The sequence below is a fragment of the Pontibacter ruber genome (assembly GCF_023630205.1).
GTDB lineage: Bacteria > Bacteroidota > Bacteroidia > Cytophagales > Hymenobacteraceae > Pontibacter > Pontibacter ruber.
The window spans coordinates 135,512-162,432 of record NZ_JALPRR010000004.1; the positions used below are offsets into that span (position 1 = coordinate 135,512).

Consider the following 26,921-nt stretch of genomic DNA (forward strand, 5'->3'; position numbering starts at 1 on the left):
TGGGTGCTTTCTGTTAAACAGGTATGTTACGTCTTAATCTACGGTGTCTTCGATGCTGGTTGCCATTTTTTGGTGCGACTGCAGTTTCGGCAACGTTTTAGTGGCAAACGTTTTTACACTGGATGATTTGGCGTTAGTGCTCTTTGCCTCAAACATAGCAATATCCATTTTGTGTGCTGATTCCATGGTGTCCATGTAATCCTCATCAAGAGCAGTGCCTGTTTTTCCTGATAGCTTGTCAACCATTGCCTGGTGCATAGGCATCAGGGTTGTTGGCAGTGTTACACCCATTTGCGAGGCTACTGTTTTCAGTTCCTGCGTAGCTTTGGTATGATGGTCTACCATCATCTGGGCAAACTCTTTTACTTTCGGGTCAGAAGCTTGCGCAGCGGCCATTTTGCCTAATTGTATTTCCAGCATGTTGCTGCTAGCCGCAGTCATCATAAAGGTAGCATCATCGATGTTGGTCAGGGTAGCTACATCGCCTGTTGTACCCATATCCGAACCTGTACCAGTAGTTCCACCAGAACCGGCAGCACCTGTTGCACCAGTGGCGTTTGAAGTGCCTGATGAACTCATAGTACCTGTTGTACCGGTAGTACCTGTGCTACCTGATGAACTCATCGTTTCTGAAGTTCCGGTACTACCAGTAGTGCCTGTTGAGCCCATGGTGCCGGTGTTTGTATCCGTTGTTGTTTCATCTGCTGCACTGCCGGCTGCAGTAGTAGTTTCGGATGTTTGCAGCGAAGTAGAGTCGGCAGTAGCCGTATCGGTTGTACTACATGCAGTAGCCGTAAACATGGTTCCTGCAACAAAATAAAAAAATGTTTTTTTCATAGCTTAAAAAATAAAAATCCAGCTTGGGTATACGCTGAGATATCAGGGGTGTTTTGTTTTTGTCCAAATTCCACCCTGTAAAAGTTTTTATTTCGGTGTTTTTGCTGTGTTTTAGTAAGTGTTTGATGCAATTTTTATGCTTGGTTACACAAGTATAATTTGCTCAGGTTAAAGGCTGTAGAAGTGTTTATACTTGTATTATTCAAAGTGTCTGGTTGTAGGGCATATGAATGCAGGCGATAAATAATGTTTGAGGTAGATAAACAAAAAGGCCACCCAAACTGGGTGGCCTTTTTGCTCAACTAAACTCTAAACTAATCTACATTACATCTTACTTTTCTGTCGGAAGCTCGATGTCAACATTGTTGAAACGAATCTTACCGTCTTCTAGTACCGCCTCTACTACAGAATCTTTATTTATAGTACCGGCCAATATCTCCTTCGATAGCTCGTTGAGCACCTGGCGCTGCAGCACACGCTTCAGCGGACGGGCACCAAACTGCGGATCGTAGCCTTGCTCGCCCAGGTAATCCAGTACCTCGTCGGTAGCGATCAGCTGTATGCCTGTATCCTCCAGACGGTCCTGGATATGGCCGAACTGGATCGTAACGATCTTGCGGATATCCTCGCGGCTCAGTGGTCGGAACATCACCAGTTCATCGATACGGTTCAGGAACTCCGGTCTTACCGACTTCTTCAGCAATTCAAACACTTCGTCCTTGGTGCGCTCAATCACTTCGTCGTGGTTATACTCATCCATCAACTCGAAATTAGATTGGATGATGTGCGAACCGATGTTCGAGGTCATGATGATGATCGTGTTCTTGAAGTTCACCACACGGCCTTTGCTGTCGGTCAGACGGCCATCGTCGAGTACCTGCAGCAGGATGTTGAACACATCCGGGTGCGCTTTCTCGATCTCGTCGAGCAGCACCACCGAGTATGGCTTGCGGCGCACAGCTTCGGTAAGTTGACCACCTTCTTCATAGCCCACATATCCCGGAGGCGCTCCCACCATACGGCTTACAGCATGGCGCTCCTGGTACTCGCTCATGTCGATACGAACCATCGCGTTCTCGTCGTTGAACAGGTAATCGGCCAGCGCCTTGGCAAGTTCGGTCTTACCCACACCAGTCGTACCCAGGAAGATGAACGAACCGATCGGACGTTTCGGGTCCTGCATACCGGCACGGCTTCGGCGAACGGCGTCGGAGATGGCCTGAATGGCTTCTTCCTGACCGGCTACGCGTTTGCCCAGTTCTTCTTCCAGGTGCAGCAGTTTCTCGCGGTCGCTCTGCAGCATTTTGCTCACCGGTATACCGGTCCATTTAGCCACTACTTCGGCGATGTCTTCGGCGTTCACTTCTTCCTTCAGCATTGGGTTTTCGCCCTGCATCTGGTGTACCTGCTCCTGTAGCTCTTTCAGGTGCGCCTCGGCTTCCTGAATTTTGCCATAACGAAGCTCGGCTACACGGCCGTAGTCACCGGAACGTTCAGCTTGCTCAGCCTCCAGTTTATAGTTTTCGATGTTCTCTTTCTCTTTCTGAATGCCCTCGATGATCTGCTTTTCGTTCTGCCACTTGGCTTTCAGGTCATCGCGCTTTGTAGATAGCTCGGCAATCTCTTTGGAAAGCACCGCTTCTTTGTCTTTGTCGTTTTCACGGCGGATCGCTTCGCGCTCGATCTCCAGCTGCATAATGCGGCGCTGAATCTCGTCCAGCTCCACCGGCAGCGAGTCGATCTCGATGCGCAGCTTCGCAGCCGCTTCGTCCATCAGGTCAATGGCCTTGTCTGGCAGGAAGCGATCTGTAATGTAGCGGTGCGATAACTCTACAGCCGCTATGATCGCATCATCCTTAATGCGTACCCCGTGGTGTACTTCATACTTATCCTTGATACCGCGAAGTATGGAAATGGCATCCTGCACGCTTGGTTCGTCTACCATCACCGCCTGGAAGCGACGCTCCAAAGCTTTATCTTTCTCGATATACTTCTGGTACTCCTTCAAAGTAGTCGCGCCAATGGCATGCAGTTCGCCTCGCGCCAAGGCTGGCTTCAGCAGGTTGGCTGCGTCCATGGCACTCTCGCCACCCGCTCCGGCACCAATCAGCGTATGGATCTCGTCGATGAAGAGCACGATCTCGCCCTCGGCATCCACCACCTCCTTGATCACCGCTTTTAAACGCTCTTCGAACTCGCCTTTATACTTGGCACCTGCTACCAGCAGACCCATGTCGAGGCTCATGAGCGTTTTGTTTTTCAGATTCTCCGGCACGTCGCCGCTTACAATTCGCTGCGCCAGGCCTTCCACAATGGCGGTTTTACCTACACCTGGCTCACCCAGCAGCACCGGGTTGTTTTTGGTACGACGGCTCAGGATCTGCAGCACACGGCGGATCTCTTCGTCACGGCCGATCACCGGGTCGATCTTGCCGTTGCGGGCCATTTCGTTCAGGTTCTTGGCATACCGCTTCAGTGAGTTATACTTTGCCTCGGCGTTCTGGTCGGTTACTTTGGCACCTCCGCGCAGTTCCTTGATGGCTTTCTTCAGATGTGACTCGCTAAAACCAACATCCTTCATCAGGCCGGCCACACGATCACGACCAGCAAGTATACCCAATAGGATGTGCTCGATGGCCACGTACTCGTCGCCAAACTCCTTCAGGTAAGAAGTGGCTTTCTGCAGGGCAGCTGCTGCGTCGTTGGCCAGGTATGGGCTGCCGCCGCTCACTTTCGGGTAAGCCGCCACAACTTCGTCCAGCTTGCTGTGCAGGATGTTGCCGTTGATGTTGTGTTTTTGGAGCAGGAAGTTGGTTACGTTCTCGTCAGTCTCCAGAATTGCTTTTAAAATGTGCCCGGTTTCGATAGCCTGCTGCTGAAAGCCGCCTGCTATTTCGGTGGCCTTCTGGATGGCCTCCTGGGCTTTGATGGTATAGTTATTAAAGTTCATAGCCTTTACTTGTTTTCCCCTTCGTTTTAGTTCTACGAGGTTAATAGCAAAGGATACACCAATGGGATTTAAAGATGATTTTACTGAAATTATGACAGGTGTAAAAATGTAGATTTAGTTGGAGTCGGACTTTTTGTCTGAATCGATGCAATGACCTCACAGCGTCTTCCAGACCTGTGAGTGTCTTGTTGGCTACAGAGCGAAAGCCATTGGCACTAGACGCTCACAGGTTTGTTAAACGCTGTGAGGTCTTTCGAGCAACTGTTATAGGTCGTCGTCTTCTATAAGAGGTGCGATACTATTGAACTCAGCAGCACTCTCTTCATGAAATTTTCTGTACCAATCCCTGCCACCGAACCACGCTAGCACATTTTCCCGCCGCAGTAAGGTTTTGCTTTTTGATAAAAGGCTGTGATAAGAAGAGAAAGGCCAGTCGCTAAAGTCATCAATCAGGCCATGATGCTGTGGGTTGAAGTGGATGTAATGTATTAGCCTTGTAAAGTATACTTCTGAGGTGACTTCTTTACGTTTAAAACGCTTCTGAAATAAACTGCCTGTACGGTTATACCTATTATTGATAGCTTTAGTATAGGAGTTAAAAAGGTGAGAGAATTGACGTTGTAGGTCGATCTGCAGCATACCTTCAGAATCTACTTTTATTACCTTAAGTTGTTCCTCAGGTTTTACCTGAATCAGAAAGTGGATGTGATTAGGGAGCAGGCAGTAAGCGTAGGTATCCGCAAATGGCGCAACATACTTTCGGAAGAGTTGCAAAAAGTAAAAGTAATTCTCTTCCTCTTTAAAGATGCTTTCCTTGTTATTACCACGCGTGTAAACATGATAAAATTTATCAGGCTCAAGATATACAGTTTGTTGCATGTTTGCCAATACGAAAACAGTTTCTCGAAAGACCTCACAGTGTTTAACAAACCTGTGAGCGTCTAGTGCCAATGGCTTTCGCTCTGTAGCCAACAAGACACTCACAGGTCTGGAAGACGCTGTGAGGTCACACTACTTTACTTCCTGCTTAAACACCGCCGCATAATGATCCGCCAGCCTTGTAGGCTCCGGTAGTTTATACTTTGTAGCGCAGGCCATGGCAATTTCCGTTGCTGATTTCAGGTCCATCAGGTGGCCGGGGGAGACGAAGACGGGTTTTACGTTGTCTTTGGTGCGGAGCACGTTGGCTATGATTTCGCCTTTGTATTCCAGCGGAGAGATAGAGCCCTTGGTAGCGGCAGGCTCTTTATACTTGCCCACCAGCACTTTCTTGGCTACGCCCATGGTGGGTTTATTCAGGTGCAGGCCCAAGTGGGTGGCAATTCCTAAACGACGCGGGTGGGAGATGCCATGACCATCTACCATGATCAGGTCAGGCTTTTGCTGCAGCTTTTCGTAGGCCTTCAGCAGGTTAGGTGCTTCGCGGAAAGCCAGGAATCCGGGAATATAGGGCAGTTCCACCAGTCCGTGGTGCCATACTTTCTCCAGCACTTCCAATCCCGGGTAGGTCAGCAGCACAAATACGGACAGGATCGTGTCCTCGCCAATAAAAGAAGAATCGCAGCCGGCAATCAGTTTCAGGTCGAAGTCAGGTTTCTGGATGACGACCCGCTGCTGCATTTCTTCCTGCTGCCGCGTCAGTTCCTTTACAATAGCAGGGTCGGGTGCCGGGTAGTCGAAGCGTCTGTAATAGGCCATAATTGTAATTACGAATTAAGAATTTTGAATTACGAATTATGAATTACGAATTATGAATGAAAGAGTATGGCTGGAGCAATCGGGACATTCACTCATTCACGCAATCGCTTATTCAAAATGCAAACCTCACGCGCTGCAGGGATAGATGAGTTTGGTGAAGAGCAGCCGCCACTGGCCGTCTATGTAGCCGAAATGAAACTCGAAGGATGTGGCCGTGTGCAGCACTGATCGTTTTAGCAGAGGTAGCGTGGCTTTTATGCGTTGAATCTCTGTTGCGGACAGGCTTGCGTAATCCCAGTAGCCGCTCTTTTGGAATTTACCTGGTTGCCACAAAAAGCAGCCGTCTTTGCTGTAGCCGGATTTTCCTGCTTCGTAGTCCACGTCGGCGCAGTCGAAGGTGGGCCATACTTCTTCTTTCAGGTCACAGGCTGTTACTTCATCTTTTACGGTAAAAAACGAACGATCCTGGTACTCGCGCCTGAAGCTGGAAATATCGGTTACATGTGTCATGCGGGGCAGGGCGCCCGGCTGTTCAATTATCCACAAGCCATACTTCGGATGTATGAACTGATCTAACCGGGAAGTATCCGAAGCCTGCAAAGCAGCAAAGAATTCCTTAAAAGCCGCCTTAAATTCGCTGGTATCCTGCAAGATTTCCGCAGGTGGCTCTGCTGACGATTTTCGCTGCTGCACTTCCTCCTGCTGGCTGCTTTCTGAGCGGCAGGAGCAGAGCCATCCTGAGACTAGTACCAGTAAGATCACACGTAAAATAAGCATACACATCGGGTAAATCTGTTGGTGGTTTAAGCTTACAAATGCATTTAGATCACTACTCCGATTCTCTTGGTATAGTTCTATGTTATATTAACTATTGTACTATAGGTGCGTACATCTAGAGATACAAACAGGTATGTTTTTTCAGCAGCAACGGGTTAAATAGCAGCACAGTTATGGTAAAGGAAATATTTAATGAAACAGTCCGGATCGATCTTGAAAAAGTGTCGCTTCCTGGAGATCTGATAGTGCCGGAGCATGCACTAGGGTTAGTTATTTTTTCGCACGGAAGTGGCAGCAGCCGCCTCAGTACACGCAACAGGGCCGTAGCCAAACATCTGCAGCAGGCAGGTTTCGCCACCCTGCTCTTCGACCTGCTTACACCTGAGGAAGACCAGGTATACGAAAGGCGATTCGATATCCCGCTGCTGACCAAACGCCTGATCAACACAACCTATTGGGTGCAGAAAGACAAGCTGACGCGCGATCTGAACATCGGATTTTTTGGGGCAAGTACAGGAGCCGCTTCCGCTCTGGGTGCCGCCGCCGGACTAGGCGACATTGTAAAGGCAGTGGTAAGCAGAGGTGGCCGGCCTGATTTGGCTTCCGAGGTGCTTCCGGATGTACATGCGCCTACTTTACTTATCGTTGGAGGCTTGGACGGGCCTGTTATCGAACTTAACCAGCAGGCCTATGATCTTCTGCTGTGTATAAAAGATATGGAGATTGTACCGGATGCATCGCACCTGTTTGAAGAGCCCGGCAAACTGGAGATGGTGGCGCAGCTTGCTACTGACTGGTTCCGGAAATACCTGGCGCCAGGAAAGCAACACCCGCTTCACCAGGACAAACCTTAAGTATAAAGCCGGAGTAGGTACTGTATTAATAGATCTTACATTTTGAGTAGCGTGTCTTATGATTCAGAACAAGATCCGAAATCGCCGGGAGGCTGCTGTACTGCTGGCAGAAGCGCTGGCGAAGTATAAAGGGCAACCGGGTGTAGTGCTGGCCATACCAAGGGGAGGCGTGCCTATTGCGGCGCATATTGCCAGAGAGTTGCACATGCCCCTGGATCTTATCCTTACCAAAAAGATCGGCCACCCGGCCAATCCGGAATTTGCCATTGGCTCGGTCAGCATAGATACGGTGCAGATAAACGAGGAGATCAATGTGCCGCACGAATACATAGATGCAGAAGTAAACCGCATTCGCGAGAGCCTTCGTGAAAAGCAGCAGCTTTTCCTGGGCAACCGGAAGCCCGTAGACCTGAGAGATAGAATTGTGATCATCGTAGACGATGGCATTGCAACCGGCAATACACTTATTGCCACCATCAAACTGGTGCAGATAAAGCAGCCCCGCAAAGTAGTGGTAGCAGTACCTGTGGCCCCGCCCTCAGCCGTCAGGCGCATCGGTGCCATGGTAGACGAAATCATCTGCCTGCTGGCCCCACCTGATTTTTTTGCTGTAGGACAGTTCTACGATGAGTTCACGCAGGTGAGCGACGAGGAAGTGATCGAGCTCCTGAATCAGGATCATGCAACGTAAGTATGAGCATTGCTATACATCAAATATGAGTTTCATAGCTGCAGATATAGCACGGACAGGTCGCGACCTATCTCTACAATTCAGTTCCAGTTGCATAGCAGCTCACAAAGCAGTGCCGTTTCCAGTCCTTGGGTTGAGCGCCTTCTATTGTTGCGGTGCCCGCAAGGGCAGCCTACAGGCGCAGCCGATGGCAGCTTCAATAGACAGCGCGATGCCCGAGGACGAGGCCCCGCGGCCGTGAGCGCACCAAAGTATAAAATGAAACTATAGGCAAGTAAGACTGAGGAACACAGACAGCTACGAAGCAAAGGCAGTCATACGCTATCCCATCACTCCAATCTATACTTCTTTGCAAAGGTCTTGGTATTGACCGTAGTTTTCAGCAGGTAAACGCCTGTTTGTTGTGCTGCAGCAAAAACTATTTCCTGTGCTATGCGCCCGACTTCATCGGCCTTTGTGAAAATGGAATGCAGCAGCTTGCCATCCAAAGTATAAATGTGGGCCTGTACCTCTTCTTCGGGCAGCAGGTTTGCAGCATGCAACATAGCAGGTCCGCCGTGTGCTTTCGTGAGGTATACCAGCGGCTCTGTTCCTGTAGTATGTCTGTTAACAGCAATTACATTGGACGTCTCGTACTGTCCGTCAAAATCGACCTGCTTCAGGCGGTAATAAAGGGTGCCGGTGTGGGCAGATTTGTCGGTGAAAGTATAAGCAAGCGTCGTATTGGAATTGCCGGAGCCGTTTACCTTCCCTATTACTTTGAAATTCTTTCCGTCTTCGGATCGCTCTATGTTGAAATGAGCATTGTTTGTTTCTGAAGCTGTTTTCCAGTGGAGTTGAATACCGCTTTTCGCCACGATGCCTTTGAAATCGAAGAGCTCAACAGGTAAGGGCGTTATTACCGGATCAAGTGCCTCGAACCAACGCAGTGCCATTTTTTCTTCTCCACTGGCGTTGGGATGTACGCCGTCCCAGGTGTCAGCTCCTTCTGTCGGGTCGAAATCTACGGTCTGGTCTACTACAATTACCGGAGACTGATCGCTGTTCAGTCTTCGGGCCAGGAGCGGAATCTGCTCGTTATAGTTGCTCCATCGGTCTATGGTGTTCTGCCCTACTTTCTCTATCCAGATCGGGAGTATCTTTGCCATCAGGATCGTAACGTTCGGATTCGTTTTCCGGATCTCACTTACCACCTCTTCCAGTTCCTGTATGGTTTCTTCCACAGGTTGTTCCTGCATCACATCGTTAGAACCCAGATGCATCAGCACGACGTCCGGGGTATAGCCGCGCAGCCATTCTTTTAGTCTGCCTTTGTCGCGCTCGTCTTCGTGGCCGTGCAGGATCTGATCTATTCGCCAACCCCAGTGGCCTTCGTTGCGGTTGCTATACGTTTGTCCGTTATGATCCGGAAACTCCGGGTTACCTTCGAAGTTCACATCGTGTGAGCCTACATATTCAAACTCAACGCCGGCTTCGGTCAGCATTTTCCAGAGCGGATAGCGGTAGCTGGGGTGCTCGTTGTCGCCCTGGGTGATGGAATTGCCCAGCGGCATGATCCTGAGCGCCTGGGCAGATACAGTCGCAGGCATCATCATAAAAAGGAACAGTATTAGCTTCAGTGTTTTAAAGAAGGAGAGGGCGTGTAAGTATAGCAACATAAGCAAATCGGTTATTGTAAGACCTTAAGAACGATCCATTTATTGTACAGTTTCAGTTGATCATGAATAACATAGGCCATACTGCGCAGGTATGAAATATATGGATGTGCTGCAATTTGTATTATTAGAAGGTATGGGCAGGAGGCAGGAACAAGCAAGAAAGGCATAAAACATGTGTAACCAGAAACGAGACATGCTTCTTTCCGGAAGAATGGATTCAAAAACTGTTCAATTAAGATTTGGATGAGTTACTATCAGTTTTATACTTGCCCGAGGGGTGCCTGCTCTTTACCAAGAGCTGTTTTCTGGGAACATGAACTGCATGATACGTGAGCCGGAACGCTAATGCAGGAAAGCCGCTCACCGGACTAAGCTTTATCAAAAAGACTCTTATATTTGCTGCCGTTACCGAACCTACCGTTTTGTTTGGGGGTAATAAGACCTTTAACCAGTAGAATAACATGGCAAAAGCATCAAGAATCATTTATACCATAACGGACGAAGCGCCGGCTCTGGCCACGCGCTCTTTCCTGCCCATCGTGCAGGCTTTCACAAAGGCTGCCGACCTCGAAATAGAAACAAGAGATATTTCGCTGGCTGGCCGTATCATTGCGGCTTTCCCGGAGAACCTTTCGGAAGAGCAGAAGCAGTCGGATGACCTGGCGTACCTGGGCGAACTGGCGAAGACGCCGGAGGCAAACATCATCAAGCTGCCAAACATCAGTGCTTCTATTCCGCAGCTGACCGAAGCGATTGAGGAGCTTCAGTCGCAGGGCTACAACATCCCGGATTACCCGGCTGACCCGAAGAATGATGTAGAGAAAGACATCAAAGCACGTTATGCGAAGATTCTGGGCAGTGCGGTAAACCCTGTGCTGCGCGAAGGTAACTCCGATCGCCGTGTAGCAGATGCCGTGAAGCAGTACGCCAAAAAGCACCCGCATTCGATGGGTAAGTGGTCATCAGATTCTAAAACGCACGTAGCGCACATGACCGGCGGCGACTTCTACGGCAGCGAGCAGTCTGTAGTGGTGGATAACGCGACCGATGTGCGTATCGAGTTTGTTGGCGCTAACGGCGAGACCAAGGTGCTGAAAGAAAAAGTAGCCCTGAAAGCCGGGGAGGTGATGGACTCTTCTGTGATGAGCAGAAGCGCGTTACGTTCTTTCCTGGAGCAGGAGATTGCAGATGCCAAAAACAACAACATCCTGCTGTCGCTGCACCTGAAGGCTACCATGATGAAAGTGTCTGACCCTATCATGTTCGGCCACGCAGTAACCGTATTCTTCAAAGATACTTTTGCCAAGCATGCCGCTACTTTTAAAGAGATCGGCGTGGACGCAAACAATGGTTTGGGCGACGTTTATGCTAAAATACAGAACCTGCCGGCTGAGCAGCGTGCTGAGATTGAAGCTGACCTGAAAGCAGAGATGGCACAGCGCCCTGAACTGGCGATGGTAAACTCTGATAAGGGAATTACCAACTTGCACGTGCCAAGCGATGTGATCATCGACGCGTCTATGCCGGCAGCTATCCGTTCGTCAGGCCAGATGTGGGGACCGGATGGCAAGCTGCACGACACGAAAGCGATCATTCCGGATCGTTCTTATGCAGGTATTTACCAGGAAGTGATCCAGTTCTGCAAAGACAACGGCGCTTTCGACCCTACTACCATGGGTACAGTGCCGAACATCGGCCTGATGGCGCAGAAGGCGGAAGAGTATGGCTCACATGACAAGACGTTTGAAATGACTGAGGCAGGTGTTGTTCGTATAATTGATGCGAATGGCAACACGCTGATGGAGCAGAAGGTAGAGCAGGGCGATATCTTCAGAGCCTGCCAGACAAAAGACCTTCCTATCCAGGATTGGGTGAAGCTGGCTGTTACAAGAGCTAGAATTACGAATACACCTGCTATTTTCTGGTTAGACCCGCAGCGTGCCCACGACGCAAACCTGATCAAGAAAGTAGAGCGTTACCTGCAGGACCACGATACCAACGGACTTGAGATCAAGATTATGTCCCCGGTTGAGGCGATGCGCTATACTTGCGAGCGTGCCAAAGCTGGTAAAGACACTATCTCAGTAACCGGTAACGTACTCCGCGACTACCTGACCGACCTGTTCCCGATCCTGGAGCTGGGTACAAGTGCTAAAATGCTTTCTATAGTTCCGTTGCTGGATGGCGGTGGATTGTTCGAAACCGGTGCCGGTGGATCTGCGCCGAAGCACGTAGAGCAGTTCGTAGAAGAGAACTACCTGCGTTGGGATTCATTGGGCGAGTTCCTAGCTCTGGCGGTATCGCTGGAAGACCTTGCTTACAAGACCAAAAACGAGAAGGCTGAAGTATTGGCAGAAGCTTTGAACCAAGCAAATGCCAAGTTCCTGGAGAACGACAAATCGCCTTCGCGTAAAGTAGGTGGTATCGACAACCGTGGCAGCCACTTCTACCTGGCTATGTACTGGGCACAGGCTCTTGCCGAGCAGACCAAAAGCCAGGAGCTGAAAAACCGTTTCACGAAACTGGCTCAGGAGCTGTCTGAAAACGAGAACAAGATCGTGGAAGAGCAGATCGCTGTACAAGGCAAACCAGTCGAGATCGGCGGTTACTACCACCCGGATGAAGAGAAGACCAGCAAAGCCATGCGCCCAAGCGAAACGCTGAACGCTGCTTTAGCTAACTTCTAATCCGAAGTATAAAGTATAAAATGAGAAAGGCTGCCTGAGAGATCAGGCAGCCTTTCTCATTTATTGAATTATCTTTATTTTAATTCAAAGGTTACCTTAATTTGTAATAGTCAAGATAAAGTCTGACCCTACATGCCGCAAGTTTAGCGTGAGCGCAACTTGTGGCTGAATATGAGGCCAGTTTGTAACTGGCATACTGTCATTTTTATACATCCGCCAGTTACAAACTGGCTATCATTACAACCACCAGTTACCGCTTCGCTCAAACTGACGGTATGTTCGTATAGCATACCATGAGCCGAAACTATAAGATCAGCGACCAGAACCAACTGCACTTTATTTCTTTTGCAACTATAAACTGGATAGATGTTTTCACCAGACCCGCCTACAAAAACATTGTAGTTGACAGCCTGAACTATTGCATCAAGAACAAGGGGCTCGAAGTATACGCCTGGTGCCTCATGTCTAATCACGTTCATCTAATCATAGGTTCACAGACAGAAAACCAATCTGCTATCATCCGTGATCTGAAAAAGCATACTTCGAAGACCGTACTAAAAGCTATTGTTGATAACCCGCAGGAGAGCCGCAGAGAATGGATGCTCTGGATGTTTGAGCGTGCAGGAAAACGTAATAGTAACAACCAGGATTTCCAGTTCTGGCAGCAGCACAACCAGCCCATTGAGCTTGACTCAAATTTCTTGTTAGAGCAGAAGCTGAATTATATTCATAACAATCCTGTAGAAGCTGGTTTAGTGTGGGAGCCGCAGGATTATCCTTACAGCAGTGCCATAGACTATGCTGGAGGAAAAGGAATGATAGATATTATACTTCTAGACTAATCATGCCACCAGTTTGAGCGAAGCGGGAAATGATAGCCAGTTTGTAACTGGCGAAAGTATGGTTTATGGAACACGAGCCAGTTACAAACTGGCCTCATGTGCAGCCACAAGTTACGCTCACGCTAAACTTGCGGCATGTAAGGGGTAACTGGAAGATAGTTAAACAATGAGCGACAACCTCGCCCTACCAGACCCTAAAACAAAAGCGGCAGCCATACTTTGGCTGCCGCTTTTGTTTTATACTTATAATGCCACTAATCCGCATTCTTGCCTATATCTCCCTGGGCAACTATCACATTCAATTGGGTTTCGCTCAGGTGCACGTTCACGTAGCCGTCGTAGCGGAGCACGTCTTTGTAGCCGAATGGCGTGCCGTTATCGAGTTTGGCGACGTTTGTCATGCTCATGCCGGTGCTGCCGTTTACCGGGTTGAAGGTAAATACAATATCTCCACCCTCTTTTGCTGAGTTTTTATGAATGTGGGCTGGGTGTATGCCGCCTTCCGGGGTATTCTGCAACTTAATGGTGGCTAAGGCTTCGCCGTTCTTCCTTTCTTCAAAAAGAACGCTGCCGCTTATGCCGGGTACGTCTTTCTCATTCAGGGCATATTGCTTTGACTTTCCTGTGAGTTCATTCTGGCCGATATCGCCCTGTGCTACAATAACATCCAGCTGATCCTGGCTCAAATGCACGTTTACATGACCATCGAAGCGCAGCAAGTCTTCATATGTTACGCGTGTTCCCGCATCCGTAGTCTGTACGATGGTGGTACTAATGCCTGTTGTTCCATTCACCGGCTCCAGCGAAATAACGATAGGACCGCCCTCTGCAGCTGTGTTAGCATGTATGTGTGCAGGATGTCTGCCTCCGGTTGGTGTTCCGGTTAAAAGAATGGTGATGGAGGTTGTTCTCTCATCAAGGCGCACAAATGTTGCAGTGCCTTCTATATTAGGGTCTGCTACAGATTCTAATTCATAAACTTTAGTTTTGGGTAAAGGTATCGGAAGGTCATCGTCGTCGTCCTTACAACCAGTAAAGGCAAAAGTGCTAAGCACCAACATTAAAGCGAAAATTCTGAATTTAGATAAGTCGTTCAGCATAGTATTATAATTTAATGGTAAAAAAATATAATATTATTGTTGCAACACTTTCTTTAACTTCCTGACCTACATAATGTTTTGGGTAATTTGTAAGTGGCGCCAGAACAGGTGTGAGCAGTGTGGGGAAGAGGATTAGAAAAATGCGGAGTGTTATGCCTTAACCGAAGAGGGCTAAGGCATAAAACAAAAGCGGCAGCCTGTTAGGGCTGCCGCTTTTGTTTAGAAGGTTTGGCAATAAAGCTTAGTAACCGAATATCTCCTTCAGGCTCAGCTGCTTCACTTTGCCATATTTCTCCAGTTCCTTGAAGTTCAGGCGGTCTTTTGAGCCGATCACAAGTATAGCCTGCGGCTGGTTCTTGATGTACTTCTGCTGGAACTCCTTCATCTGATCAAAAGTCATGCTGTTGGCGCTCTTGTACACGTCTTCGCGGATGTCGTGCTCAATTCCCAAACGCTTGGCGCGCTCGTAGTCGAACAGGATGTCAGACTTGGTAACACGCTCAGACGAAATGCTGTTTCTCAGAGAAGCTTTCGCATTCTCGAAGTTGGCATCGGCCAGCGGCATGTTGTTCAGAAGTTCCTGCATGCCTACCATTGCTTCCGGCAACTTATCGGCCTGCGCGCCGATGTATGACTGCAGGTAGTTAGAGCGGTTTTTCTTGCTGGCAGGGCTGTACACCGAGTACGTAGAATAAGCAAGCGCCTTCGACTCACGCAGCTCCTGGAATACAATGCCACCCATGTACTCGTTGTACATGCGCACCACCGGCACGATGTCGGCAGTATAAGGCACCGACTTGCTCAGGAACAGCAGCTCGGCCTGTACCATGTCGTAATCTGCCCAGTACACGGTCGGCTGCTTGATGTCGAGCTCGGCGTATACTTTCTCAGCAGGAGTAGGCTTCAGCTTGGCCGGTACGTTGTGGCCAGCATTCAGGGCCGCTACCAGGTTGTCCGTTTCACGTGGACCGTAGTACAGCACGCGGTGCTCATACGTCGGGATGCTCTTGATGATATTCACCAGTTCCTGCGGCTTCAGGGCCTTCAGCTCTTTCTCTGAAAGTACAGTAGTGAACGGGTTCTTCGCGCCATACTTGGCATAGTTTACCATGGCCTGGTTCAGGATCACACTCTTGTTCTTTTTCGCGTCGCTGCGGGCTTTCAGCATTCCGGTCACCATGTTATCCAAAGCTTCCTTGTCGGCTTTCGGGTTCTGCAGCAGGCTTTCAAACAGGGCAAGGCCTTTTTCGAAGTTCTCGTCCAGGCCGGTCAGGCTCACGTACACCTGGTCGCCGGAAGAAAATACGTTGAAAGAGGTGCCCAGCTTGTAGAACTCTTTCTTCAGTTCTTCGGCTGTATACTTGTCGTTACCCAGGTACTTGAGGTAATTCACCGCCATGCCCAGTTTCGGGTCGTTGTTGGTGCCCATGTCCAGGATGTAGTACAGCTGGAACAGGCCGTTTTCCTTGTTCTGGGTGTACAGCAGCGGGATATTGCTCTTCAGTTTCGACTCTTTGATGTCCTCTTTATAGTTCACGAACACCGGCTCCAGGGCTGTAGCTTCTTTGGCCATAAACTCTTTGTAGTAAGCCGATTGTGCGTCGCGGTTTACAGCCACCGGCGTGATAGCTGGTTTTTCTACTTTCTGGGCGTTCGGATCTTTGCCGGTGCGCTTGTACACCAGCACGTAGTTGTTGCCCAAGTACTTGTTGGCTACGTCAACAACTTCCTGCTTCGTGATCTTGGCAAATTCGTCCGGACGGTTCACATAATCTTTCCAGTCCATGCCGTAGATAAAGGCGCTCACAAAGGCATCGGCGCGGTTGCTGTTGTCTTCATACGATTCCATCAGGCTGATCTTGTTGTTGTTCACGATCGCCGGAATCACCCAATCCTCAAACTTGCCCTGCTTTACCAGCTCGATCTGTGCCAGCAGCATGTCTTTTACCTGGTCCAGCGACTGGCCCTGGCGTGGCGCACCACCTACCCGGAACGTAGAGTAGTCTTTCATCTGCGTGTCGTATGCGTAAGCCTGCAACACTTTTTGCTGCTGGTTCAGGTTCAGGTCAATAAGGCCGGCCTGCCCGTTGTAGAGGATGTTGCTGATCATCTGCAGTACCAGTGTCTCGCGGGTGGTAATGCCCGGGAAACGGTACGATACCGATACGTTCTCGGCATCCGGACCCAATACTTCCTTCACGATCGGCTTTTGGATCGGCTGCTCCTGCGCTACCTTGAACTCCGGCAACGGCTTTTTCTGCAGCTTACCAAACTCCGCATCGATCAAACGGATGGTCTGGTCAAAGTCGATGTCACCGCTCAGCGCAATGGCCATGTTGTTCGGCACATAGTAGGTGTTGTAGTACTTCTTGATCTCCGTGATCGACGGGTTTTTCAGGTGCTCGATGGTACCGATGGTGGTTTGCGTGCCGTACTGGTGCGTCGGGAACAGCGCCGTGTTGATTACTTCAGCTACTTTGCGGCCGTCGCTGTCCAGGGTGCGGTTTTTCTCTTCGTATACTGCTTCCAACTCGGTGTGGAAAATGCGCGGCACCATATCACCAAATCGGTCAGCTTCCAGTGCTACCCAGCGCTCGAGCTGGTTGCTTGGGATATTGTTGGTATACACGGTCTGGTCTACCCAGGTATAAGCGTTCGTTCCTTTGGCACCGATGGCACCCAGGATTTTGTCATACTCGTTGGCTACTGCATACTTGGCCGCAACACCTGAAACAGAGTCGATCTGGTGGTAGATTTTTTTGCGGGCTGCTTCGTCTTTAGTCGCTCTGTACTTCTCGTAAAGTGCTTCGATCTTGTCGAGTTCCACTTTCTCTTTTGCCCAGTCCTGGGTGCCTAACTCTGATGTTCCTTTGAACACCATGTGCTCCAGGTAGTGGGCCAGACCGGTGGCATCGGCCGGGTCGTTTTTAGAGCCGGCACGTACCGCGATAAACGTCTGGATACGTGGCGCATCTTCGTAATCCGTCAGGTATACTTTCAGGCCGTTGTCCAGGGTATAAACGCGGGCGTTCAGCGGGTCGCCGGGCACGGTCTCATACTTGTACTCCTTTTTCTCCGGAGTAGCAGCCGCTGTTTCAGTAGTCGACTGCGACTGGTATGCTTCGTTTTTGCACTGCGTAAGCGAGATCGCCGACACAACCAAAAACAGCGATAATCCTTTTTTCATGTGGTTTTTCTTCATATAAAGTAAAGAGACACAAGTATAGCTTCACCAGTCTAAACCGATGGAGCTATATTTGTGTGTATCTGGAACTATACAAATATAAAATTTATACTTGATTAGAAATCAGTGTCGAGACCAAAGCGCTGTTTTAAATCGACCAGCACCGGATATTTCTCTGCCAGGTAGTTGAATTTGTCCTGCGAAGTATACAGCTTCCGTTCATCCTGTATTTCGATTACTTCTGCCTTCAGGCTGATGCTGCGGTTGCCGGTCTCCTGTTTGAGCTCGGCCAGCAGCGACGGACGCAGGCTGGTGAACTGGTCCAGCATCACGTTATTCTCCAGGTGAAGTATAATCTCGTTCCTTTCGCCGATGTGGTATTGGCGGTTGAGAAGTGTATACTCCATCATGTTTTCTGCCTTCTTGCGGCGCAGGATTGCGTGCCACACCGTCTTCAGCCGGGTTGCATCCACAGGCACAACAGCGCCATAGTTTGCTTCCTCCTCTTCCTCAGCTACAGCAGTGGCAGCAGCAGGTGCCACTGCCTGGTTTTGCAGGTCTTTCAGGCTGGGCAGTTTGCTCAGCTTCTTCTGCGGAGGCACCGGTATGGAAGGGCGCTGCATCTCCGGGGCAGGGGCTGGTGCAGCCTGTGCCTGCACAGGAGCAAGGTGTGCATCCGGTGTTACCTGCTGCGGCCTGGGTGGCTGCTGCAGACCTTCGGAAGGTATTGTGCCCGGCGCATGCGGCGGCTGCAACCCTGCTGACGGAATGCCTGCCGGGCTTTGCGGTTGCATGGTGGCCGAAGGCACCGTAGTGGCACCTGGTGTATGGGTAGGGGCTGGTGCCGGCGCCGCTACCTTAGCTTTTTTTGGTACTGCTCCCTGCTCAAAATCCCTGGCAAAGCTCAGGGCAGCGTTCAGGTGCGCCATCTTCATCAGGCACAACTCCACGTGCAGGCGCTGGTTCTTGCTGCTCTTGTAGTTGGTATCGCAGGTGCTTACCAGGTTCAGGCCCGACAGCAGAAACGAAACCGAAGCCTTCTGAGACTGCTCTGCATACTTGGCTTTAATGTTGTCGGAAACTTCGAGCAACTGTATGGTCTGCTTGTCTTTGCAAACCAGCAGGCTGCGGAAATGCTCTGCAATCCCGATCAGGAAGTTGTGGGCATCAAAACCGTTCTTCAGGATTTCATCAAACAGCAGCAGCGAGCCCGGCAGGTTCTCTTCCAGCAGGTAATCTGTCAGGCGGAAGTAGTAGTCGTAGTCCAGGATGTGCAGGTTCTCGACTGTTGCCTTGTAGGTCACGTTGCTGCCCGAGAAGGTCACCATCTGGTCGAAGATCGACAGGGCATCGCGCAGGGCACCGTCTGCTTTCTGCGAGATCAGGTGCAGCGCATCGGGCTCGGCCTGTATACTCTCTTTTTGCGCAATGTTGCCCAGGTGGCGCACCATGTCCTCGATCCGGATACGGTTGAAGTCGAATATCTGGCAACGCGAAAGTATGGTCGGGATGATCTTGTGGCGCTCGGTCGTAGCAAGTATAAAAATGGCATAGGATGGCGGCTCCTCCAGCGTCTTCAGGAACGCATTGAAGGCCTGCGTGGAGAGCATGTGCACCTCATCTATGATGTAGATTTTATACTTGCCCGTCTGCGGCGCATAACGCACCTGCTCTACCAGGTTCCGGATGTCGTCTACTGAGTTGTTGGAGGCGGCATCGAGCTCGTGGATGTTGAACGAGCTGCTGGAGTTAAAGCTGCGGCACGATTCGCACTCGTTGCAGGCTTCTACCTCCGGGGTGATGTTCTGGCAGTTAATGGTCTTTGCCAGGATACGGGCACAGGTGGTCTTGCCCACACCGCGTGGTCCGCAGAAAAGGAACGCCTGCGCCAAATGGTGGCTGCTGATGGCATTCTTCAGGGTATTGGTTATATGGTGCTGCCCTACCACGCTGTCGAACGTGGCCGGACGGTATTTACGCGCTGATACTACAAAATTTTCCATTACTACAAAGATAATCAATCTGAAGCTGAGATGGGAGTGCTTTTTATCCAGCAGTTATCCATAAAGTTATCCACGACAGAGGCTGCTGCTGTCTCCTGTTCCCATCCATCTTTTTTGTTTATACTGGAAAGATGTTATCACGCTAAAATACAAAAGATGGAAATTTAACAGAAATCTTAAAAATAGAGATAAGTATATGTTTGTTACTATTTTATGTTTTTGTACTTGAGGAATGTTTAAAACTGAGGTATAAGGGCTGTAAGGGGCTCATGTATAAGGTATTAACGCCTTATTGGTAATGTTACTTATACAATAAATTTTTCCTGTAATATTTTGTATTCTGTAAATATTTTTAGAAGAATTAGCGTATATGCTTCATCACACCTCATACTACAACCTTAAAAAACGATCCATCATGAGAAAACCTTTACTGCCTTACCTGCAATTTATGTTGCTGGTAATTTTCCTTTGTGGCAGCTTCGTGTCCCTTGCCCAGGGGCAGCGAAGCCAGGACAAAAAGCCAATTCCACAGGCTGCGCTCGATCACATCAAAAAGAACAAGCAGCAGCTCGGGTTAGAAGATGAAGACATTGCCGAGCTGGAGCTGAGCAGCGAGACAGAAAGCCCTAAAAGCGGCATGAAACACCTGTACCTGAAGCAGCTTTACAAAGGCATAGAGATACACGGTGCTTTGACCAACATCAGCCTGAGCAAGGAGGGCAAGGTTATCGCGATGGGTAACCGGCTGGAGAAGCAGGTGGGTAAAAAAGTAAAGTCTGAGCAGGCCGGCCTGGATGCAGCCGGAGCCGTAGCAGCGGCGGCCCGACACCTGGGCATCTCCATCAAGGGACCGCTTTCGGTGCAGGAGCGCGCAAGCGGCTTAAACAAAGCCGTAGTTTTCTCAAAAGGTGGCATCTCGCTGGAGCCTATACCTGCCCGGTTGGTGTACCAGCCGATGGAGGACGGCAGCCTGAGACTTGCCTGGGAGGTATCCATCTACGAACTGGATGCGATGAACTGGTGGAACATCCGCCTGGATGCGAGCACCGGCGCCGTGCTGGACAAAGACAACATGGTAGTGCAATGTCAGTTTGAAAACGACGGCCCCGGCGGCTCTTACCTGCACGACAGCCACAGCCACGCGCTGGCATCGCCGTACGTAGCAGCGCCGCAGGCAGAGGCATCGATGGTTGCTACTAGCAATGCCTATAACGTGTTTGCCATGCCGCACGAGAGCCCAAATCATGGTGCACGCTCGCTGTTGAGCACATCTGCTGCAAACCAATTGGCTTCACCAAACGGATGGCACATTGAGAGCAGAACACGTGGCAGCAACGTGTTTGCTTACGAAGACCCGGACAACAACAACAATTATCAGCTTAACTACAGCCCGGATGGTGGCGCAGATCTGAATTTCGACTTCCCGATCGATTTTACCAAACAGCCGGTTGAGTACAGGGATGCGGCTACTGCCAACCTGTTCTACTGGAACAACATCATCCACGATGTATGGTACCAGTATGGCTTTGATGAGAAAAGCGGCAGCTTCCAGCTGGACAACTATGGAAAAGGCGGCAAACAATCTGACCCGGTATTGGCAGAAGCGCAGGATAGCCGTAACATCTTAACTACCCGTAACAACGCGAACTTCGCCACTCCGCGCGACGGATTTGCGCCAAGAATGCAGATGTACCTGTGGAGCGGAATTCCGGATCAGGATATGTTCCGGATTACTTTGCCAACATCCATTGCCGGTAGTTATCCTGCCGCGCAGGCTTCCTTCGGACCAAGACTAACCTCAACCCCAATCACCGGCAAACTGGTGCTGGCTGAAAGTGCGGATGGCTGCAGCGCTCTTACAAATGCCGCTGCAATTGCCGGTAACATTGCCGTACTGTACAGAGGCGGTTGCGAATTTGGCGTAAAAGTGCTCAATGCCCAGAATGCCGGCGCCATTGCCGTAATCGTGATCAACAACGCGCCTGGCTCCCCTACAACAATGGGAATCGGTGCTACATCTCCGGATGCCATTAAAATATCTTCTGTTATGATCAGCGATGTGACCGGAGCCAACATCAGAACATTGCTGAATGAAGGTCAGGAAGTTACGGTCGCCCTGAAAGATGATGGCTCCGGACCAGAGTTTGACGGCGACCTGGACAACGGCATCATTGTGCACGAATATGGCCATGGTATCTCTAACCGCCTGACCGGTGGACCTGATGTGACAAACTGCCTTCCTTCTGCCGTGCTGATCAACAATGTGATTGTTTATACCGAGCAGATGGGCGAAGGCTGGAGCGATTGGTTTGGTTTGATGATGACCATGAAACCGGGCGATACCGGCAGTAAAGTAAGAGGCATCGGTACATACGCTTCCGCGCAGCCTATTACAGGCAGAGGCATCAGACCGGCGCCATACAGCACCGACTTTGGCGTGAACGGCTATACTTATGCCGCTACCAACAACCCGGCCATCACGGCTCCGCATGGCGTAGGCTTTGTGTGGTCAACCATGCTTTGGGATATGACCTGGGCCTTTGTTGACAAGTATGGCTTCGATGCAGATCTGTACAACGGCAAAGGGGGCAACAACATGGCCATGCAGCTGGTAATTGATGGCCTGAAACTGCAGGCCTGCCGCCCAGGCTTTGTAGACGGCCGCGACGCTATCCTGCTAGCCGACCGCCAAAACTACGAAGGAGCTCACCAGGAAATGATCTGGAAAGTGTTTGCCAGAAGAGGACTTGGTTTCAGTGCCAAACAAGGATCTAACCTGAGCCGCTTTGACCAGGTAGAGGCATTTGACCTGCCGGCAGCTTATGCCTGCACCACGCCGCTTACCGTTACAGCTGTGCCTACTTCTGATGTTTATACAGGTGGCGTTGCCTCTACAGTATACCTGGGGTATGGTCCGCAGAGCGTGAAGTTACAGGCTGGCGGCGATGCCGACAACGTGTATACCTGGAGCCCGGCAACAGGCCTAAGCACCACTACCGGGGCAGAAACGATCTTTACGCCGACAGCAGCAGGTACGTATACTTTCTCGGTAAGAGCGGTGAACGGCGACGGCTGTATCAAAAACAAGTCGATTACGATTACGGTGGTTGATGTACGTTGCGGCGACAACAAGAAGAAAGACAAAGTGCTGGTGTGCGTAGATGGCGAAACAGAATGCGTAGATCCGAAAGCGGTGCCACAGTTGCTGACTGCAGCAAAAGGTAAACTGGGCGATTGCAACCTGGCCATCACATCTACAGCAGCAGCTACGGCTCTGGATGAAACCGTAAGTGCTGAAAAACTGGCGCTGCGTGCTACGCCTAACCCATTCGGTGCCAGAACAGACATCAGCTTTGTGCTGACACAGGAAGGTAACTACAAACTGGATGTGCTGGATATGAGAGGAGCTGTAGTGGCTGTGCTGGCCGAAGGCGCAGGCAGCGCAGGCGAGCAACTTACTTATCAGTTCGAGAGAGGCAAACTGGCCGGTGGTGTGTACATCGCCAGACTGGTTACCGATAAGGAAGTAACCTTTATCCGGGTTGTAATGCGCTAATAGCGGATAGGTAGTCTTTATAAAACAACAAAGGCCTGTGATTTGTATCACCGGCCTTTGTTGTTTTATACTTGTTTGTGTCAAGATTCCTGAGTCCTGTTATCGTATCGCCTCGTAACCACCTAAGATGCCCGTCTTGGAGAACACGATCTGCCAAACCTGGTTTGTGCGGGAGCGGAACGAACCGGCACTGGAGAGCAGGTAATACTTCCACATCCGGTAAAAACGCTTACCATACTCTTCCTGTAGCTGTATCCAGTTCTGATCAAAATTCCGGAACCAGGCCATCAGGGTCGGGTCGTAGTACTGTCCAAAGTTATGCCAGTCTTCTACCACAAAGAGCTTTTCTGTAGCTGCTCCGAGCTGCTTTATGGAAGGCAGTAACGAGTTAGGAAAGATGTAGGTGTTGGTGAAAGGATCGGAAGAAGTTCTGGAGAAAGGCCCTCCGATGGTGTGCAGCAGGAACAGTCCATTGTTTTTCAGGCAACGGGCGACTGTTTGCATGTAAGTGCGATAGTTGCGATAGCCTACGTGTTCGAACATCCCCACCGATACCACATGGTTAAACTGCTCCCGCACATCACGGTAGTCCTGCAGCCGGAGCTCTACGGGTAACCCTTTGCATAACTCACGACCAAGTTCCAGTTGCTGGCGCGAAACGGTTAAACCTACTACCTCTGCGCCATACTTTTCGGCAGCATACCTGGCAAAGCTCCCCCAGCCGCAACCAATGTCGAGCACCCGCTGGCCTGGCTGCAGGCGTATTTTGCGGCAGATCAGATCCAATTTGTTTTCCTGTGCCTGGTCCAGGTTATCAGCATTTTTCCAGTAGCCGCAGCTGTAGGTCATGCGCTTGTCGAGCATGAGTTGGTATAGTTTATTGCCGATGTCGTAGTGTCGTTGGGCGCTTCGGGCTGCATTGCCTTTTGCCTGCATGTTCAGCACTTTTGCCAGCAGCATAACCAGAAAGGATTTCCAGCCCAGCCTGGCGTGCTTGTAGAGGTCTGCATGAAGCACCCGGAAAACAAACTCATCTATCCGTTCGCAGTCCCACCAGCCATCCATGTAGGATTCGCCCAAGCCCAGCGTGCCCTCGGAAAGTACACGACCAAAGAAACGATCATCGTATACCTGCAGGTCCCACTGATCAGGACCATTGATTTCTACATCTGCTAAGGACAGAAGCTCTGTTAATTGACGCCGTACATGGTCCGTATTCATTGCTTTAAGGAATAATTGCTTTGGTATTATTCCATGAATACATTAACGATGATCTGTATGCTTTGTTAAAGTTTAGCCAGGATGGTAAGATCAACGTCTGAGTCAGAAAGGTAAAGAGAAGTATGGCATACTATACCGGACTTAAAACAGCAGCTTGAACACACTGCCTTCACCCTCCTTTGATTCTACCTGTATACTTCCCTTGTGCAGTAGCATGATGTGCTTGGCCAGGCTGAGGCCAATGCCCGAGCCGTCTTTATGAGAGGTGAAAAAAGGGATGAAGATACTTTCCAGCAGCTCTTCCGGTATGCCGGTGCCATTGTCCTGCACTTCGATCAGAACTTTGCCGTTTTCCTGACGGCCGGCGCTCAGCCAGATGTGTGGTTCTGGTCGGTCTTTCACGGCACGCGCAGCGTTCAGGATCAGGTTGATAAGCACCTGCTCGAGCAGGTTCACATCGCCGTTCAGGGTAAGGTCAGGGGTAGATACTTCGCAGGTCAGGTTTATACTTTGCGCGTCCAGTTGCGGGCGCATCAGCGAGTTTATACTTCCGAACAGCTCCTGCACGTAAATGGTGGTGAACAGGATGTTTTGCGACTTGTTCAGGTTGCGGTAAAAATGGGCAAAGAGCAGCAAACCCTCGCTACGTTTCTGGATAATGGAAATGCCTTCTTCGGTGTCCTGCAGCAGCTCGTTATACTCCGGCGCTACATTTCTCTCCCGCTCCGCCCGCAGGTGGCGACCCAGCGAGTCGGCCAGCGAGGCAATGGGAGCCACCGAGTTCATGATCTCATGCGTCATCACGCGCAGCAGTTTTTGCCAGGCTTCGGTCTCGGTTTCATCCACAGCCGAGCTCACATTCTTGATCGCTACCAGCTTCAGTTTGCGGTCCTGCATGGTAAAGTATACCGCCGATAACAGGAGCTGCGTAGTACCATCCGGCAGCTTCATCTTGAGCAGTTTATTCTCGTGCGGTTTTAGCTCAAGTATGGCCTTGTATAAAATCGGGTATCGCCTCTCCAGTCCTGCCAGGCTCCTGAGGTGTGGTATACTGAATATCTTCTTGAAAGCATCGTTCACCCACTCTACTTCTTCTGCTTCATCAAAGGCTATGATGCCGGTGTCGATCAACTGCAGGATGGTTTGCATGTATTGCAGCTGCGCCTGCTTCTCTGTTTCCAGCTGCTTGAAAGTATAGCTGATCTGGTTAAAGGCATGGTGCAGGTGCTTTAAAGAGTGGTTGGTTGGGTTCTCGTTAAAGTGCTGAGTAAAATCACGCTGCTTTACAGCCTCCAGGAACTTGGCCATTTCGTAGTTGCCGCGCGTGACGTAGCGGGCCAATTCCCACACCTGCGCCAACATAATAAGTATACCAGAAGTAACCTGCAGCCAGGTGAACTGCACCAGGTAGTGCAGCGTCAGGTACATCATCCCCAGCAGCAGGATGAATCGGATCAGCAGGCCGGTTTCGAGGCGCTTAAATATCATACTTGTTCAGGCGGCGGTAAAGGGCGGTGCGGGTAAGGCCTAGCTCCCGGGCAGCTTTCGAAATATTGCCTTTGTTCTTCTCGATCACTCGCCGGATGGTTTCACGTTCTATTTCGCTCAAAGGCATACTTGTATCTGGGTCAGCAGAAAAAACAGGCGCGGCTTGCTGTGGCGTAGCCGCCATTTCCATGGGCGAGAAGCTGAAATCCTGCGGCTGCAGTACGTTGCCTTCTGCCATGATGATGGCCCGCTCTACGGCGTGCTGCAGTTCCCGGATGTTGCCCGGCCAGCTGTGCTGCTGCAGCTTACGGAGGGTAGCGTCGGCAAACTCGGGCGCCATTTTGTGGTTCTTCTGCGCATAATAGGCGGCAAAGTGGCGGGCCAGCAGCAGCACGTCGTCGCCGCGCTCGCGCAGGGGCGGCAGCGTGATTTCGACGGTATTGATGCGGTAGATCAAATCTTTGCGGAACAGGTTTTGGGCGGCCAGCTGGTAAATAGGGGCGTTGGTAGCCGATACCAGCCGGATATCTACCGGAACCGGCTGGTGCGAACCCAGCGGTACCACCTGCCGGTTTTGCAGCACGGTCAGCAGCTTGGCCTGCATGGGCAGCGAAATGTTGCCAATCTCGTCTAAAAACAAAGTACCCTCGTTTGCTGCCTCAAAGCGCCCCATACGATCCTCCTTAGCATCGGTAAAAGCCCCGCGTTTATAGCCGAACAGCTCGCTTTCGAAAAGGGAGTCAGTGAGGGCACCCAGGTCTACGCTTACAAAAGGCTTGCTTGCCCGGAACGACTTCTGGTGCAGAGCCCGCGCCACCAGCTCTTTGCCCGTGCCGTTCTCGCCAAGTATAAGCACATTGGCCTCGGTGGGTGCAATCTTTTCGATCTTGTATAATACTTCCTGTATGGCCTCTGATTCGCCCAGTATAGGCGAGCTTTCTGTAGTACTTGCTTTCGCGCTACCACCTCTTTTCGTGCTTCTGGCCTGAAGGGCGTTGTGCAGCATTTCCAGCAGTTTGTCGTTGTGCCAGGGCTTTACGATGAAATCATACGCGCCGTACTTCAGCGATTTTACAGCCAGCTCCACATCGCCGTAGGCCGTGATCAGGATAACGGTAGCCTCTTTGTCTCTTTCCAGGATCTGGCTGAGCCAGAACAAACCTTCGTTGCCGGTGTGCAGGGCGCTCTTGAAGTTCATGTCCAGGAAGATCACATCAAAGCGTTCCCGGGAAAGCAGCGACAAGAGGTTCTCCGGGTTCTTTTCAGTAACTACTTCTTTTACTTCTGTTTTGAGCAGCATTTTCATGGCGAACAGAACATCTGTTTCGTCATCCACTACCAATACTCTGGCATTTTTCCCAGTAGCCATACGCAC

General features: G+C 50.4%; 17 protein-coding genes. 5 read left to right on the forward strand and 12 right to left on the reverse strand.

Annotation, left to right across the window (positions count from 1 at the left end; all coding sequences use genetic code 11):
• Positions 1-33: 33 nt before the first annotated feature.
• The 5 genes from MJ611_RS17210 to MJ611_RS17230 form a co-directional block, all read right to left on the reverse strand.
• Entirely contained in the window at positions 34-837 is an 804-nt protein-coding gene (locus tag MJ611_RS17210) for a DUF4142 domain-containing protein (RefSeq protein ID WP_250431620.1), read from the reverse strand.
• Positions 838-1,168: 331 nt separating this feature from the next.
• Complete coding sequence (clpB, locus tag MJ611_RS17215) at positions 1,169-3,787, reverse strand: ATP-dependent chaperone ClpB (RefSeq protein WP_250431621.1); 2,619 nt, start codon at positions 3,785-3,787, stop codon at positions 1,169-1,171.
• A gap of 264 nt (positions 3,788-4,051) precedes the next feature.
• Positions 4,052-4,666, reverse strand: a complete 615-nt coding sequence (locus MJ611_RS17220; RefSeq protein ID WP_250431623.1) for a transposase — start codon at positions 4,664-4,666, stop codon at positions 4,052-4,054.
• 132 nt (positions 4,667-4,798) lie between these two features.
• Positions 4,799-5,485: a deoxyribonuclease V gene (gene nfi / locus MJ611_RS17225; RefSeq protein ID WP_250431625.1), complete on the reverse strand. Its 687-nt coding sequence runs from the start codon at positions 5,483-5,485 to the stop codon at positions 4,799-4,801.
• 126 nt (positions 5,486-5,611) lie between these two features.
• Entirely contained in the window at positions 5,612-6,262 is a 651-nt protein-coding gene (locus MJ611_RS17230) for a hypothetical protein (RefSeq protein ID WP_250431627.1), read from the reverse strand.
• A gap of 173 nt (positions 6,263-6,435) precedes the next feature.
• On the opposite strand from MJ611_RS17230, the gene MJ611_RS17235 reads away from it, so the two are divergent.
• Complete coding sequence (locus MJ611_RS17235; protein WP_250431628.1) at positions 6,436-7,116, forward strand: dienelactone hydrolase family protein; 681 nt, start codon at positions 6,436-6,438, stop codon at positions 7,114-7,116.
• 58 nt (positions 7,117-7,174) lie between these two features.
• Positions 7,175-7,807, forward strand: a complete 633-nt coding sequence (locus tag MJ611_RS17240; protein ID WP_250431630.1) for a phosphoribosyltransferase — start codon at positions 7,175-7,177, stop codon at positions 7,805-7,807.
• Between the two features lie 329 nt (positions 7,808-8,136).
• Here the strand turns inward: MJ611_RS17240 and MJ611_RS17245 are convergent, their stop codons facing one another.
• Entirely contained in the window at positions 8,137-9,465 is a 1,329-nt protein-coding gene (locus tag MJ611_RS17245) for an SGNH/GDSL hydrolase family protein (protein WP_250431632.1), read from the reverse strand.
• A gap of 461 nt (positions 9,466-9,926) precedes the next feature.
• Here MJ611_RS17245 and MJ611_RS17250 point away from each other — a divergent pair, with 461 nt between their 5' ends.
• Together MJ611_RS17250 and MJ611_RS17255 are read left to right on the forward strand one after the other, a co-directional pair.
• Entirely contained in the window at positions 9,927-12,152 is a 2,226-nt protein-coding gene (locus MJ611_RS17250; protein WP_250431634.1) for an NADP-dependent isocitrate dehydrogenase, read from the forward strand.
• 293 nt (positions 12,153-12,445) lie between these two features.
• The gene (locus MJ611_RS17255) at positions 12,446-12,994 is read left to right on the forward strand and encodes an REP-associated tyrosine transposase (RefSeq protein ID WP_250431636.1); all 549 of its coding nucleotides are present in this window, start codon (positions 12,446-12,448) and stop codon (positions 12,992-12,994) included.
• 254 nt (positions 12,995-13,248) lie between these two features.
• On the opposite strand, the gene MJ611_RS17260 is transcribed toward MJ611_RS17255, so the two are convergent.
• The 3 genes from MJ611_RS17260 to MJ611_RS17270 form a co-directional block, all read right to left on the reverse strand.
• Positions 13,249-14,094, reverse strand: a complete 846-nt coding sequence (locus MJ611_RS17260) for a CHRD domain-containing protein (RefSeq protein ID WP_250431638.1) — start codon at positions 14,092-14,094, stop codon at positions 13,249-13,251.
• A gap of 241 nt (positions 14,095-14,335) precedes the next feature.
• The gene (locus MJ611_RS17265; protein ID WP_250431640.1) at positions 14,336-17,281 is read right to left on the reverse strand and encodes a M16 family metallopeptidase; all 2,946 of its coding nucleotides are present in this window, start codon (positions 17,279-17,281) and stop codon (positions 14,336-14,338) included.
• 113 nt (positions 17,282-17,394) lie between these two features.
• The gene (locus MJ611_RS17270; protein WP_250431642.1) at positions 17,395-19,281 is read right to left on the reverse strand and encodes a DNA polymerase III subunit gamma/tau; all 1,887 of its coding nucleotides are present in this window, start codon (positions 19,279-19,281) and stop codon (positions 17,395-17,397) included.
• A 415-nt stretch (positions 19,282-19,696) separates the two neighbouring features.
• On the opposite strand from MJ611_RS17270, the gene MJ611_RS17275 reads away from it, so the two are divergent.
• Positions 19,697-22,837 carry a T9SS-dependent M36 family metallopeptidase gene (locus MJ611_RS17275; protein ID WP_250431644.1) on the forward strand — a complete coding sequence of 1,047 codons (3,141 nt, stop codon included), beginning with the start codon at positions 19,697-19,699 and terminating at the stop codon, positions 22,835-22,837.
• A gap of 99 nt (positions 22,838-22,936) precedes the next feature.
• Here MJ611_RS17275 and cfa read toward each other — a convergent pair whose 3' ends face one another.
• The 3 genes from cfa to MJ611_RS17290 form a co-directional block, all read right to left on the reverse strand.
• Positions 22,937-24,058: a cyclopropane fatty acyl phospholipid synthase gene (gene cfa / locus MJ611_RS17280; RefSeq protein ID WP_250431646.1), complete on the reverse strand. Its 1,122-nt coding sequence runs from the start codon at positions 24,056-24,058 to the stop codon at positions 22,937-22,939.
• A 141-nt stretch (positions 24,059-24,199) separates the two neighbouring features.
• Positions 24,200-25,546: a sensor histidine kinase gene (locus MJ611_RS17285; protein ID WP_250431648.1), complete on the reverse strand. Its 1,347-nt coding sequence runs from the start codon at positions 25,544-25,546 to the stop codon at positions 24,200-24,202.
• The gene (locus tag MJ611_RS17290) at positions 25,536-26,915 is read right to left on the reverse strand and encodes a sigma-54-dependent transcriptional regulator (RefSeq protein ID WP_250431650.1); all 1,380 of its coding nucleotides are present in this window, start codon (positions 26,913-26,915) and stop codon (positions 25,536-25,538) included. Before MJ611_RS17290 ends, MJ611_RS17285 begins: the two co-directional genes overlap by 11 nt.
• Positions 26,916-26,921 lie beyond the last annotated feature (6 nt).

Bases quoted from the DNA above. Each gene is read 5' to 3' on its own strand.
- clpB (WP_250431621.1), bottom strand. From the start codon at position 3,787: ATGAACTTTAATAACTATACCATCAAAGCCCAGGAGGCCATCCAGAAG.
- cfa (WP_250431646.1), bottom strand. From the start codon at position 24,058: ATGAATACGGACCATGTACGGCGTCAATTAACAGAGCTTCTGTCCTTA.
- MJ611_RS17285 (WP_250431648.1), bottom strand. From the start codon at position 25,546: ATGATATTTAAGCGCCTCGAAACCGGCCTGCTGATCCGATTCATCCTG.
- MJ611_RS17230 (WP_250431627.1), bottom strand. From the start codon at position 6,262: ATGCTTATTTTACGTGTGATCTTACTGGTACTAGTCTCAGGATGGCTC.
- MJ611_RS17255 (WP_250431636.1), top strand. From the start codon at position 12,446: ATGAGCCGAAACTATAAGATCAGCGACCAGAACCAACTGCACTTTATT.
- MJ611_RS17250 (WP_250431634.1), top strand. From the start codon at position 9,927: ATGGCAAAAGCATCAAGAATCATTTATACCATAACGGACGAAGCGCCG.
- MJ611_RS17265 (WP_250431640.1), bottom strand. From the start codon at position 17,281: ATGAAAAAAGGATTATCGCTGTTTTTGGTTGTGTCGGCGATCTCGCTT.
- MJ611_RS17260 (WP_250431638.1), bottom strand. From the start codon at position 14,094: ATGCTGAACGACTTATCTAAATTCAGAATTTTCGCTTTAATGTTGGTG.
- nfi (WP_250431625.1), bottom strand. From the start codon at position 5,485: ATGGCCTATTACAGACGCTTCGACTACCCGGCACCCGACCCTGCTATT.
- MJ611_RS17220 (WP_250431623.1), bottom strand. From the start codon at position 4,666: ATGCAACAAACTGTATATCTTGAGCCTGATAAATTTTATCATGTTTAC.
- MJ611_RS17235 (WP_250431628.1), top strand. From the start codon at position 6,436: ATGGTAAAGGAAATATTTAATGAAACAGTCCGGATCGATCTTGAAAAA.
- MJ611_RS17240 (WP_250431630.1), top strand. From the start codon at position 7,175: ATGATTCAGAACAAGATCCGAAATCGCCGGGAGGCTGCTGTACTGCTG.
- MJ611_RS17245 (WP_250431632.1), bottom strand. From the start codon at position 9,465: ATGTTGCTATACTTACACGCCCTCTCCTTCTTTAAAACACTGAAGCTA.
- MJ611_RS17290 (WP_250431650.1), bottom strand. From the start codon at position 26,915: ATGGCTACTGGGAAAAATGCCAGAGTATTGGTAGTGGATGACGAAACA.
- MJ611_RS17270 (WP_250431642.1), bottom strand. From the start codon at position 19,281: ATGGAAAATTTTGTAGTATCAGCGCGTAAATACCGTCCGGCCACGTTC.
- MJ611_RS17275 (WP_250431644.1), top strand. From the start codon at position 19,697: ATGAGAAAACCTTTACTGCCTTACCTGCAATTTATGTTGCTGGTAATT.
- MJ611_RS17210 (WP_250431620.1), bottom strand. From the start codon at position 837: ATGAAAAAAACATTTTTTTATTTTGTTGCAGGAACCATGTTTACGGCT.